The sequence below is a fragment of the Peribacillus sp. P4_B1 genome (assembly GCF_056402395.1).
Genome location: NZ_JBFUHM010000012.1, coordinates 61372 through 74625 on the forward strand (window position 1 = coordinate 61372; position 13254 = coordinate 74625).

13 protein-coding genes are annotated in these 13254 nt (G+C 41.0%); all 13 read left to right on the forward strand.

The genetic code is table 11. From position 1 onward, the window contains the following. Positions 1-9 precede the first annotated feature (9 nt). The 13 genes from AC1DVK_RS09345 to hpaE all read left to right on the forward strand — a co-directional run bounded on the left by AC1DVK_RS09345 (position 10) and on the right by hpaE (position 13225). Positions 10-1203: a CCA tRNA nucleotidyltransferase gene (locus AC1DVK_RS09345; protein WP_089363164.1), complete on the forward strand. Its 1194-nt coding sequence runs from the start codon at positions 10-12 to the stop codon at positions 1201-1203. Then, complete coding sequence (locus AC1DVK_RS09350; RefSeq protein WP_477626343.1) at positions 1188-2168, forward strand: biotin--[acetyl-CoA-carboxylase] ligase; 981 nt, start codon at positions 1188-1190, stop codon at positions 2166-2168. Before AC1DVK_RS09345 ends, AC1DVK_RS09350 begins: the two co-directional genes overlap by 16 nt. A gap of 346 nt (positions 2169-2514) precedes the next feature. Continuing rightward, positions 2515-3351: a 3-methyl-2-oxobutanoate hydroxymethyltransferase gene (gene panB, locus AC1DVK_RS09355; protein WP_089363167.1), complete on the forward strand. Its 837-nt coding sequence runs from the start codon at positions 2515-2517 to the stop codon at positions 3349-3351. Further along, positions 3348-4196 (forward strand): pantoate--beta-alanine ligase, encoded by an 849-nt coding sequence (gene panC / locus AC1DVK_RS09360; protein WP_089363168.1) that lies wholly within the window; start codon positions 3348-3350, stop codon positions 4194-4196. Before panB ends, panC begins: the two co-directional genes overlap by 4 nt. A 23-nt stretch (positions 4197-4219) precedes the next feature. Next, positions 4220-4603, forward strand: a complete 384-nt coding sequence (gene panD / locus AC1DVK_RS09365; protein WP_089363169.1) for an aspartate 1-decarboxylase — start codon at positions 4220-4222, stop codon at positions 4601-4603. A 61-nt stretch (positions 4604-4664) separates the two neighbouring features. After that, the gene (locus tag AC1DVK_RS09370) at positions 4665-4796 is read left to right on the forward strand and encodes a hypothetical protein (RefSeq protein WP_477626344.1); all 132 of its coding nucleotides are present in this window, start codon (positions 4665-4667) and stop codon (positions 4794-4796) included. A gap of 12 nt (positions 4797-4808) precedes the next feature. Then, positions 4809-7589, forward strand: a complete 2781-nt coding sequence (gene dinG / locus AC1DVK_RS09375; RefSeq protein WP_410860461.1) for an ATP-dependent DNA helicase DinG — start codon at positions 4809-4811, stop codon at positions 7587-7589. Positions 7590-7743: 154 nt separating this feature from the next. Beyond that, positions 7744-7914: a YpmA family protein gene (locus AC1DVK_RS09380; RefSeq protein WP_064505144.1), complete on the forward strand. Its 171-nt coding sequence runs from the start codon at positions 7744-7746 to the stop codon at positions 7912-7914. Between the two features lie 18 nt (positions 7915-7932). Continuing rightward, on the forward strand, positions 7933-8409 hold the full coding sequence (locus tag AC1DVK_RS09385; protein ID WP_089363171.1) for a cell wall elongation regulator TseB-like domain-containing protein: 477 nt from the start codon (positions 7933-7935) through the stop codon (positions 8407-8409). Between the two features lie 20 nt (positions 8410-8429). After that, positions 8430-9614, forward strand: a complete 1185-nt coding sequence (locus tag AC1DVK_RS09390; RefSeq protein ID WP_477626345.1) for a pyridoxal phosphate-dependent aminotransferase — start codon at positions 8430-8432, stop codon at positions 9612-9614. A 313-nt stretch (positions 9615-9927) separates the two neighbouring features. Beyond that, entirely contained in the window at positions 9928-10605 is a 678-nt protein-coding gene (locus AC1DVK_RS09395) for a GntR family transcriptional regulator (RefSeq protein ID WP_125162236.1), read from the forward strand. Positions 10606-10714: 109 nt separating this feature from the next. Further along, on the forward strand, positions 10715-11632 hold the full coding sequence (gene hpaI / locus AC1DVK_RS09400; RefSeq protein WP_061463846.1) for a 2,4-dihydroxyhept-2-ene-1,7-dioic acid aldolase: 918 nt from the start codon (positions 10715-10717) through the stop codon (positions 11630-11632). A 78-nt stretch (positions 11633-11710) separates the two neighbouring features. After that, positions 11711-13225 (forward strand): 5-carboxymethyl-2-hydroxymuconate semialdehyde dehydrogenase, encoded by a 1515-nt coding sequence (gene hpaE, locus AC1DVK_RS09405; protein WP_318683189.1) that lies wholly within the window; start codon positions 11711-11713, stop codon positions 13223-13225. The last annotated feature ends 29 nt before the right edge of the window (positions 13226-13254 follow it).

Below are 13254 nucleotides of genomic sequence, written 5' to 3' on the forward strand. Positions count from 1 at the left end.
GGGAGGCTGATGGATCAGTTATTCTTAAAATCAGTACCCATTCTTGAATTAATTGAAAAAGCAGGATTCGAGGCCTATTTCGTTGGTGGCTCTGTGAGGGATTATATCCTCGGCAGTCCCATCAACGATGTGGACATCGCTACTTCCGCAACACCCCAGGAAATCAAAAGGATTTTTCCAAAAACGGCTGATATCGGGATTGACCATGGAACAGTGCTTGTAATTGCGGATTCGGGTACATACGAAATTACGACTTTTAGAACAGAAAGCGATTATTCGGACTTCCGGAGACCTGATTCTGTGCAATTTGTCCGTTCATTGACTGAGGATTTACAGAGAAGGGATTTTACAATGAACGCAATGGCAATGGATAAGTCCGGTAATATTATCGATCCATTTAATGGTAGACATGATTTAGCAGAAAAAAGGATTATCACGGTTGGCAACCCGCACGAAAGGTTTCATGAGGATGCTTTGAGAATGATGCGTGCATTAAGGTTCGTCAGTCAACTTGATTTTGAACTGGATCAAGAATCTTTTGATTCCCTTAAAGAGAACGCCCAGATCATCAGTGAAATAGCTGTCGAAAGAATCCTGGTTGAATTTGAGAAGCTATTGACCGGCATCAATAAAAAAAGGGCTTTCTCACTCTTGCTAGAAAGCGGATTATATCAATACCTTCCTCAATTCTCCAGCAAGAAGGATCATTTAGGGAAATTACTAAATCTTCCGCTTCATCAGCTAAAAGCCACAGAAATATGGTCTATAATCATGGTTCATACAAGTGATCAGGATATGGAAGAGGCATTAAGGGCATGGAAGCTGCCATTGAAAACAATAAGGAATGTTCAACGTATCATACAGCTGGTGAAGAAAGAACCATCCTTTGAAAATTCAGCCATCGATGTATTTCAGGCAGGTCAAGGCATAACTGTACAAGCTGCTAAAGTCAAGGCAGCCCTGACAGGGGGAAATGTAACGGATGCAGAGGAGAACGCCCATCACCGATATAATGAACTCATTATAAAGGATATGTCGGATCTTGCCGTTAAAGGGACGGATTTATTAATTTGGCATCAAGAAAAACCAGGTCCATGGGTGAAAGAATACTTGGAAATAATATTGAAAGCTGTCTTGAATGAAGAATTAAGAAATGATAAAGAAGAAATAAAGAGGTGGCTGGAAAAATGCAATCTGAGTTAAGAACAAAGCTGATGGAAGCCCTCTCAAAAGCAGATGGTGCATTTAAATCCGGTCAGGAAATTGCTGAATATATTGGCTGTTCGCGTACAGCGGTCTGGAAGCATATAGAAGACTTGCGCAGTGAAGGTTATAATGTTGAAGCCGTTAGGAAAAAAGGCTATCGGATCATATCAGCACCGGAAAAAGTGTCCGAAAGCGAAATACAACTTGGTCTGGAAACAAAAACAATCGGCAAGATGATCCACTATCAGGAAACAGTGGAATCCACTCAAAAAATTGCGCATCAATTAGCGAATGAAGGAGTTCAGGAGGGGACGCTCGTCGTTGCCGAGGAGCAGTTATCCGGAAAAGGAAGATTGATGAGATCTTGGCATTCCCCAAAATTCAGCGGCATTTGGATGAGTCTAATCCTAAGACCGAAAATTCCGATTCATGAGGCTCCTCAACTGACATTATTGGCCGCGGTCGCTGTGACACAGGCGATAGAGGATACAACTGATTTAAAACCACAAATAAAATGGCCGAATGATATTTTGGTGAATCGTAAGAAAGTGGTAGGCATCCTGACGGAGATGCAGGCGGAATCGGATAGGATCCATTCTGTCATTATCGGGATTGGAATGAATATCAATCAGAAAATGGTGGATTTTCCGGAAGATCTGCACGGAAAAGCGTCGTCCCTTTTCATAGAAAGTGGAGAAACGGTTTCAAGGTCCAAGGTCATTCAAAGAGCATTGTTCCGTCTGGAAAACTTGTACGACCTCTATTTAAATGAAGGCTTCATGCCAATAAAGGAATTATGGGAGAGTTATGCGATCAGCCTTGGACAGGTTATCAAAGCCAGTACTGTCAATGACACGATTGTTGGAAAGGCATTGGGCATAACGGATTCAGGCGTTTTACTCCTTGAAGACGGAAAAGGAACCATACATTCGATTTATTCAGCAGATATTGAAATTCAGTAGATTTTTGTCAAATTCGTGAAAAATAAATAGAATTTTTGAATTTGGCTTGATATAATTCAAGTGGGCAGTATCTCATGTGAACTGCACCCCCATAAATACCAAATTATTTGAAAATCTGCCTTGATCCAGAGAATTGGACTGGGACGGAGGGATGAAACTTCTGATGGAACAAAGGGATTGGCTAAAAAGACAAGTGCTGTTTATTGAACGATATATGGTTTTTAAACCATTTTTCGTTGGAAACAGTTACTTTTTTAGTCAGTCTTTTTTTTGCGTATGAATGTATAGACACCAGTTTTTATAACGCTGATGTTTTCATCTCCTCCATCAAAAAGGAGGAAACGTAATGAAATTGTCCGGGGATTTTTTGAAAATGAAACAAAATCAAGAGAAAATTGTCATGCTTACGGCTTATGATTTTCCGTCAGCAAAGTTAGCGGAACAATCAGGTGTAGACATGATTTTAGTCGGCGATTCTTTAGGAATGGTCGTTTTGGGTTATGAATCAACCATCCCTGTTACGGTGAATGACATGATCCATCATACAAAGGCAGTAAAACGCGGGGCCCCAAATACATTTGTCGTGACCGATATGCCCTTTATGAGCTATCACCTTTCTATGGATGAAACACTCAAGAATGCAGCCCGTATCATGCAGGAAGGTCATGCTGATGCCGTGAAGCTTGAGGGAGCAGATGATGTTGTTGAAAAAATATCAGCATTGACGAAGGCAGGCATTCCGGTTGTAGCCCATCTTGGCTTGACTCCTCAATCAGTCGGAGTTCTTGGCGGATATAAAGTGCAAGGAAAAGACGCCGATGCTGCAGCACAGCTCGTGGAAGATGCGAAAAAGTGTGAAGCGGCGGGGGCGATGGCAGTAGTATTTGAATGTGTACCATATCAAGTGGGAGAACTCGCCACACGCAATTTGGGAATCCCGACCATTGGAATTGGGGCAGGTGCAGATACGGATGGTCAAGTCCTCGTTTATCATGATGTCATCAGGTATGGTGTAAATCGCGTTGCAAAATTCGTAAAAGTTTATGGAGATGCCAATGAACTGATTGGCCAATCGATAAACAGGTATGTGAATGAAGTGAAATCCAAAGATTTTCCGTCGAAAGAACATTCATTTACGATGAAGGAAGAGCAGCTTACAGAACTTTACGGAGGGAAAAGATGAAAACTTTTACATCAGCAGCTGAGTTGCAGCAGGCGCTCCGAGAGGAAAAAAGCCATCATAATAGCATTGGCTATGTGCCGACAATGGGCTTTTTACACCAGGGGCATGCTACCCTTCTGGAAAAGGCGCGCAATGAAAATGATATTGTGGTATTGAGTATTTTTGTTAATCCGTTGCAATTTGGACCAAATGAGGATTTTGAAACATATCCACGTGATTTGGAGCGGGATGAGAATGTCGCAGCAAAGGCCGGAGTGGATTATCTCTTCTACCCAACAGTCCACGAAATGTATGGTGAAGAACCATCGGTCAAAGTTGTTGTCCAAAGCAGGACGGATTGTTTATGCGGAAGACAAAGGCCTGGACACTTTGATGGTGTAGCGACAGTCTTAACGAAGTTCTTCAATATCATCCTCCCTGATAGGGCCTACTTCGGTAAGAAGGATGCCCAGCAAGTTGCCGTGATAGATGGATTGATCCAAGACTTTAATTTCCCGATCCAGCTTGTTGCTGTAGATACCGTTCGCGAAGAAGATGGGTTAGCGAAGAGCTCGCGAAATGTAAACCTATCAGTTCAGGAACGCATGGAAGCTAAAGAGCTCTACCAAAGTTTATTAAAGGCAAAAGAGGCGGTTGAATCAGGTGAAAGAAATGCTGCAGCCGTCACTGCTCTAGTAAGTGAACATATTGGTGCCCATACAAGTGGAGTGATCGACTATATTGAAGTCTATCAATACCCGGAACTTAAACCAATTGAAACGCTATCCGGACACGTCATCATTGCAATGGCAATTAAGTTCAAGCATGCAAGGCTAATTGATAATATCACTATAAATATAGAATAAATAATGATAGTGGGGGAAATTAAATGTTTCGAACGATGATGAATGGAAAAATCCACCGTGCAAGGGTAACTGAAGCTAATTTGAACTATGTTGGCAGTATTACAATTGATGAAGACATAATTGATGCGGTGGGTATTCTGCCCAACGAGAAAGTCGCCATCGTGAATAATAATAATGGTGCGCGACTTGAAACGTATGTAATTGCGGGTGAACGGGGGAGCGGTGTTGTGTGTTTGAACGGAGCGGCAGCAAGACTGGTGCAGCCGGATGATATCGTGATTATCATTTCTTACGTGATGGTATCCGAGAATGAACTGGGAGATCACAAACCAAAAGTTGCGATTATGGATGAAAACAACAAAATCATTGAGCTGATTTCAAACGAACCTGCAGCTACAATCATGTAAGCGGAAGGCCGGCACATGTGCATGAATCATGCATACGGGTGCCGGCCCTTTTCGTCTAATGATGAATGGTGGAATAGTGGGGAACCTGTTTTTTAGAATGGGCATGATGAACGGCTTGTTTCCTTTATTACGATTATTATGGTATAAAAAAGATAAGAGAATTCCATCAGGAAGTGGAGAAAGCGAAGTTTGAGGTGTACAATTCATGACGCAACGATATGTAGTGGTCGATTTGGAAACAACAGGGAATTCCCCGAAAAAAGGGGATAGGATTATTCAATTTGCTGGCGTGGTCATCGAAAATGACCAAATTGTCGATGAATACTCGACATTCATCCACCCTGGTCAGGAAATTTCCTTGTTTATTGAAGAATTGACCGGAATAAGCAACGAGACGGTAAAAAATGCACCTGACTTTGAAGATGTCGCAGAAAATATTGCCCGGCTGATAGAAGGGGCTTGTTTTGTTGCCCATAATGTTTTATTTGACTTATCTTTTTTACAGGAGGAACTAGTACGCTGTGGATTTGAGCCGTTTTATGGTTCCACCCTTGATACAGTGGAGTTAGCAAAAATATTAAAACCAACATCCGATGGATACAAGCTGCACCAACTGGCTAAAGAAGAAAACCTGGATCATTCCAGGCCCCATCAAGCGGATAGTGATGCATATGCCACCGCTTTATTATTGTTGGAATTGAAAAAAAAGCTGATGAAACTTCCAGTGATGACGCTTAAACAGTTATATCGATTATCTTATTCCTTACAAAGTGAGATTTCCGAATTGATAGATGCTTGCATTGCAAGCAAACTTGCTAAAGCAGAAGTCCATTCACCTGAACTTATAACTTATCGGGGCCTTGCATTTAAAAAGGCAGTCGTTGAAAGTGATCATAAAGACACGGAGTCAGTATTCCCGCTCGATAATGAGGAAAAAATAGCCTTGCTTCAACGTGCATTTCCGGCTTTTGAAGCAAGAAGCGGACAGCTTGATATGATGAACATGATCCACCATTCCTTCGAATCCAGCCATGATGCAATCATTGAAGCTGGGACAGGTATTGGAAAATCCTTAGGTTATCTGCTTCCAGCCGTTTATTTTGCAAGAAAACATCAAAAACCGGTCGTCGTTTCGACATATACGCTTCAGCTACAGGATCAACTTCTCCAAAACGAGGTTCCTAAGCTGAAGGCAATCCTTCCCTTCACCTTTCAAGCTGTTTTGTTAAAGGGGAGAAGTAACTATTTGAGTTTGGCAAAGTTTGAAAGGGCATTGCGTGAAAAGGAAGATAATTATGAAACGGCATTAACGAAAATGCAGATATTGGTTTGGCTTACTGAAACCGTAACAGGAGATAAAGATGAATTGAATCTTACAAGCGGTGGTCAGCTGTTTTGGAATAGACTGCAAAGTGATGGTCTTACATACGCCGGTTTAAAACAGCCCTGGCTTGAATTGGACTTTTTTGAAAGGGCCAAAAGAACGGCGGCCAAGGCGGATATCATCATTACTAATCATTCATTTTTAATGACGGATCTACTGACAGAAGACGCCTTGATTCCCAAGAAAGGGTATCTGATACTCGATGAAGCACACCATTTGGAACAGGCTGCATCTAAACAACTAGGAAGCAGGCTTAACTATATTTCGGTGAAGACGGTTTTGAACAGAATAGGGACATCAGATCAAAAGCAATTATTGTACAAATTGGACAGATTACTCTTAAATAAGGGACTGACAGATGGGAAGCCTACGTATGAATTAGACCAAAAGCTGAATGATTTCTCCTATGAATTCGAACAGCTATTTTATTACATCTCCAATCAGGCGGAAAAACTTTCACGTTCCATGAGTCCGAAACGGCTTTCATTTAAAATTGATGATGGCAGATGGGGGAAAGCGATCCTGGTGGCTGAGCGATTGGTGGACTTGTTAGGGTATATCATTACGGAGTTAGAGAAAAGATTGGCTCTTTTATTAAATAATGAGTCCCCCTTAGGGAAAAATTCATTGTTTTACTTAAATGATATCGAAGTCCTGCTTGGACAATTGCAGGACACAAGGGACTCCTTACATGAATTTTTCATTAAGCCGCATGAAGAGAATATATATTGGCTTGATTATACGAATGCGGCACCTCAGCATGGGGTGACACTGACGGTTCAGCCGATTGCAGGAAGTAAATGGTTGTGGGATTCCTATTTCGGGCACCAAAAAAGTGTGGTAATGACATCAGCGACCCTTGTCGTGAAGGATTCTTTCAATTATTTTAAAGAGCAACTCGGTTTAGAGAATGAGCCAATGCAGACAGCAAGGTTTCCTTCGCCTTTTCCATATAAGGAACTCGTAAAGGTTCTAGTTCCAAATGATATACCGGATATCAATTGCTTATCAATGGAGGAATTTTCCGAAACCGCGGCAAACCACATTATTGCTGCAGCTCAGGCAGCCAAAGGCAGGATGATGGTATTATTCACCTCGCATGAGATGCTGCGGGCAACCTATTATTCCATCAAAGACACTGGGGTTCTGGATGAGTTCACCCTCTTTGCACAAGGGATTTCTGGTGGAAGCCGTATGAGGCTGCTCAGGAATTTCCAAAACTTCGAGAAAGCCGTCCTTTTTGGGACAACAAGCCTTTGGGAAGGAGTCGATATTCCAGGCGAGGATTTATCTTGTTTAATCATCGTCAGGCTGCCTTTTTCTCCACCGGATGAACCAGTGACAGCAGCAAAGTGCCAACTTCTCGAGAAGCAAGGGCGCAATCCTTTCTCTGCGTATTCTTTACCAGAAGCGCTGTTAAGGTTCCGACAAGGATTCGGCAGGCTTATACGCACTCCAGAAGATAAAGGGATTTTGGTTATTCTCGATCGCCGCATCGTCACTGCCAAATATGGTCCTGAATTTCAAAAGGCCATTCCGCAAGTCGACTGGCACCAAACCTCAATAATAGAAATGGCTGATATGATAGAAGAGTGGATTTAATGAAGCTTTAGATTATTCATTAATCTAATAGAATTTTTATGAATTTATAAAGAAAAATAACTTTTGAACTGGTATAATGTGAAAGGTGGTAAAGCCTTCAAATCCTATTCATACCAGTGGTTGTTGACAAATTTTAAAATGGAGGGGCGTTTTCATGGAGAGTAAAATAGAAGTAATTTCGACAGTCAGGTTGCAACATTCTCCTGATCTGTATAAAATTGTGGATTCTTTGAACCGAACATTGAAAAAAGATGACTTAATGTTCGGTCTGGCATTGGATTCCGAAGATCAAGAAAAAGCGATATTTACAATTTATCGTACATAGAAAGAGGGAAAAGCAGCTTTGAAAAAATGGTTGATTATTGCTTCTATCCTAGTCCTTTGTTTTATCGGATTTGTCAGCGGTGCATATATTAAAGCGATGCAGCCTAAAAAAGAAGCTGGTAATGAGGCTTTTAAACAGGCGAAGGAAAAGGCCGGCCTTGTGACCATGGATGAATTCTACCTTTATAATGGGAAGGATTCATACTCCGTCATCATTGGTAAGGGAGAAAAAGGGACTAAAAAAGTAGTCTGGCTTCCTGAGGACAAGAAGAAAGAAATAGTAGTGGAAAATTATAAAGATGGTAAATCAAAAAAAGAAATCTTAAGCATTGTCAAAGATAAACTCAATCCCCAAAAAATCATTTCAGTTAAGCTGGGCATGGAAAAGAATGTTCCTCTTTGGGAAGTAACTTATCTTGATAAATCCGAGCGTTTTAACTATGATTATTATGATTTTAAAACTGGGAAATGGCTTAAGTATTATCGAAGCATTTAGAAATGGAGGATTAATTTTAAATGAAATTAGCTAACCGAGTTCAGTCATTAACGCCATCAACAACATTGGCCATCACGGCAAAAGCAAAGGAACTTAAGGACCAAGGTCTTGATATTATTGGTTTGGGGGCAGGGGAACCAGACTATAATACGCCCCAACATATCATAGATGCAGCCTTTCAATCCATGAATGAAGGTCAAACTAAATACACGCCATCAGCTGGTCTGCCGAAGCTAAAAGAAGCAATTGCAGCTAAATTGAAGCGTGATCAAGGCTTGGATTACAAACCTTCTGAAATTGTAGTAGGCTCAGGTGCAAAGCATGCACTTTACACATTGTTTCAAGCGATTCTGGATGAAGAAGACGAAGTCATCGTTCCGATACCTTATTGGGTAAGTTATCCAGAACAAATCAAGCTTGCTGACGGAAAGCCAGTTTATATTGTCGGTACGGAAGAAAATCAATATAAAATCACTAAGGAACAATTAGAACAAGCGATTACCGAAAAAACGAAAGCGGTTATCATCAACTCGCCAAGCAATCCAACTGGCATGCTTTATTCCAGGGAAGAACTAGCGGCTATCGGGGAAGTTTGCCTAGCTCATGATATATTGATCGTTTCCGACGAAATTTACGAAAAATTGGTTTATGGAAATGCTAAACATACATCCATTGCAGAGATTTCACCTGAATTGAAAAAGCAAACGATCATCATCAATGGTGTTTCTAAATCGCATTCGATGACAGGCTGGAGAATTGGTTATGCCGTTGGTGAAGAGTCCATCATTAAAGCAATGACGAACCTTGCTAGCCATAGCACGTCAAACCCTACGACAACTGCTCAATATGGGGCGATTGCCGCCTATGAAGGTACGCAGGAGCCCGTGGAAGAAATGCGTCAGGCATTCGAAAGCCGCTTGAATAAGGCATATGATAAATTGGTTGAGATTCCAGGTATAAGCTGTATTAAACCACAGGGAGCATTTTACTTATTCCCGAACGTTAAAAATGCAGTTGAATTAACTGGCTACAGCAATGTTGATGATTTTTCGACTGCGTTGCTGGAGGAAGCTCAAGTGGCTGTTATACCAGGTTCAGGATTTGGTGCACCTGATAATATCAGGCTCTCTTATGCAACTTCATTGGAATTGCTGGAGGCAGCCATTGAAAGAATCCATTCATTCGTTAAATCAAAAATGTCATAAAAACTTTAACCTGCAGACTACCTGGCTACAACGGGGTCTGCAGGTTTTTTTTGTTTAAAAATATTGAAATAGTACATTTGGGAATAAGGCATGATAATCCATTCCAGGTTATTAAAAAATTCGAGGAAAAAGAGGCATCCTCAAGGATTTCCTGGAATTAATAAACTCCTCCCTTCGCCAAGGGAGTTTTTCTATATGCATATGAAACCGATCATAATGCGAATCAGGATTTGTAAATGAAAAAATGAAAATCATATATGATATTTGTTAAAAACCGATTGCAATCATATATGATTTCATATATGATAAAAATATGGAAGATAAAAACAAAAACCCCAGCAAAAAGCAAATTGCCTATGAGCACCTTCGTAAATTAATTTTGGATGGAACATACGGTTCCGGACAGCGAATCATAATCGATCAAATGGCAAAAGAACTTGGTTTAAGCCCTATTCCTGTCAGGGAAGCGATCAGACAACTGGAGTCTGACGGGCTAATTCAATATAAGCCTTATAGTGGAGCAGTGGTTACAAGCATTAATGAGAGCGAATACATTGAAACCCTTTCTGTTTTATCTTTGCTTGAAGGCTATGCAGCTGCCCTCAGTTCTTTAACGATGACTGATCATGATTTTGATAATCTAATTAAATTAAACAAAGAAATGGAAAAAGCGCTCCATCACTTTGAATTAGAGCTGTTTGGTAAGTTAAACGAGTGTTTTCATGCTGAAATTTATGAAAAGTGCGGAAATTCCTTTTTAATGGAGGAAATTAAACAGGCACAACAAAGAATGAATAGAGTCAGAAAATCCATGTTCACCATGGTGCCGCAAAGAGCAGTCCAATCCATTCGTGAACATGAAATCATCATAAAGCTTCTACAGGAAAAAGCTTCTTTTGAAGAAATTGAATCMTTGGTAAGAAAGCATAAATTGAATGCCATCAGTACATTCAAGCAAAGGGCGGAATCTAATCACGATCAGGCACTATGATGACCTAGGCTTTGTTTTATGATAGTCGATCGATTATTTATAAAAACAAAGCCGATTTTTTTACTTATATTATTCCGAATATTCAAATAACGAGAGGGTGGCAGAAAAAATGTATGAGGATATCAAAAGTCGTTTAAGAGGATCCATCGCTCCAGTAATCACTCCGTTCGATGACAAGATGGAAGTGGATGTAAAAGCAATTGAAAATCTAGTAAACTGGCATATTGAAAGCGGTTCCCATGGAATCTCGGTATGCGGCACTACCGGGGAGCCCAGTTCACTATCGATTGAAGAGCGGGAATTAGTGATGGAAACGGCAATTAAAACAGCAAATGCCCGTGTTCCGGTCGCACCAGGTACTGGCTCTGCCAATCAGAAAGAAACGTTGCATTTGACAAAAAGGGCACAAGAAATGGGGGCGGAAGCTGCTTTAGTGATCGTTCCCTATTACAATAAGCCAAATCAACAGGCACTTTACAATCATTTTAAAACGGTTGCTGATTCTGTTGACATCCCGCTTATCGTCTATAACATTCCAGGAAGAACGGCGACGAATTTAGAAGTGAAGACATTGGCACGTCTTGCTGAAGATTGTAAGAATATTATTGGTGTAAAGGAATCTAATAAGGATTTCGAACATGTAAACCGTGTCTTATTGAATTGTGGAAGAGACTTCCTCTTATATTCGGGTATCGAATTATTATGCTATCCAATGCTGGCTATCGGAGGAGCAGGACATATTAGTGCTACAGCCAATATAACTCCTAAGGAGGTGGCGGAAATTTATAACCATTGGGTGGAAGGTGATGTGGATAAGGCTCTGGACCTACATTATAAATTAATGCCATTGAATGATGTTTTGTTCAAAGAAACCAATCCAGGACCATTAAAAGCTGCGATGGGGATGATGGGAAAAATCAATCCTGCATTAAGGCCGCCTATGGGCCCGCCTTCTGAACCATTAGAAAGGGAACTGCGTGAAACCCTTCAATCATACGGATTGATTGACCAAGTGATTGAATCATAATTGCTAGATTGGGAAGATTGCAGGATCCGAACGATTATTGTCTTCTTCCATAGTATATTTTTTTAAGGAGGATTTATCATGCCAACTTTTCCAGTGCAAGATGTCCAGCATTACATCAATGGTCAATTTGTTGATGGTGCTTCAGGAAAAACATTTGAAAATCTAAGCCCTTTTAATAATCAAGCAATCAATAATGTGGCAGAAGGGGTTAAACAGGACATTGATCAAGCGGTGGCTGCTGCAAGAGATGCATTCGATAACGGTCCATGGAGAACGATGAAAGTGGCAGAAAGATTGAAGTACATTAATAGGATCGCTGAATTAATTGAAGAAAATGCCGAAGAAATTTCCTATTTGGAATCACTTGACACTGGGTTGCCGATTAGCCAGACAAAAAAACAGGCAGCAAGGGGAGCGGAGAATTTCCGTTTCTATTCTGAAATGGTGAAAAGCAGGCTTATAGGAGAATCGTATCAAATGGATGACACTTTCATCAATTATACGATTCATAAACCGATTGGAGTGGCGGGATTAATCACTCCTTGGAATGCGCCTTTCATGTTAGAAACCTGGAAAATCGCCCCGGCCCTTGCAACAGGTAATACTTGTGTCCTAAAACCGGCGGAATGGTCTCCCTTGACAGCCAATAAATTGGCTCAAATCATTGATCAATCCGGTTTACCAAAAGGCGTATTCAATATCGTTCACGGTTTTGGGGAGACAGCAGGGGCGTCCTTGGTTGCCCATCCTGAAGTCCAATTGATATCCTTTACCGGGGAAACGGCGACCGGCACTGAAATCATTAAAAATGGTGCGGATACAATGAAACGTTTTTCCATGGAACTCGGTGGTAAATCACCAGCGATCATTTTTGAAGATGCCGATCTAGAAAAGGCCCTGGATTCAGTGGTTTGGGGAATCTATTCATTCAATGGGGAGCGCTGCACAGCTAATTCCAGGTTATTTGTCCATGAATCGATAATAGACCAGTTCGTTGAAGAATTGAAGGAACGTGTTCATAATATCAAAATTGGAAATCCAATGGAACCAGGAACGGAAATCGGACCGCTGATCCATCGAAACCATTTTGATAATGTCTCCCGTTATCTGGATATAGCAAAAGATGAAGGGGCAGATATTGTAAGCGGTGTCATACCTAGTGAATTCAAGGAAGGGAATTATATCGCCCCGACGCTTCTCTTGAACTGTACAAACGATATGACGGTGGCACAGGAAGAGATTTTTGGACCAGTCATGGCAGTCATTCCTTTTAAGTCGGAAGAGGAAGTATTGGGTATGGCCAACGATGTAAAGTATGGGCTTGCTGCTTATGTATGGACCAATGATATGAAGCGTGGGCATAGATTTGCTCAAGCTGTAGATAGTGGTATGGTCTGGGTGAATTCACAAAATGTGAGGGATTTGCGGATACCTTTTGGAGGATCGAAATATAGTGGGGTAGGACGTGAGGGTGGCCATTATAGCTTTGAATTCTATACAGAAACACAGGTTATCCACGTCGCGATTGGAGAACATCATATTCCAAAGTTTGGGGATTTCAAACAAAATGCCGTTTCTTCTGCTGAAAAATAATCCGGTTTTCATTAATGAAAGGGAGACTA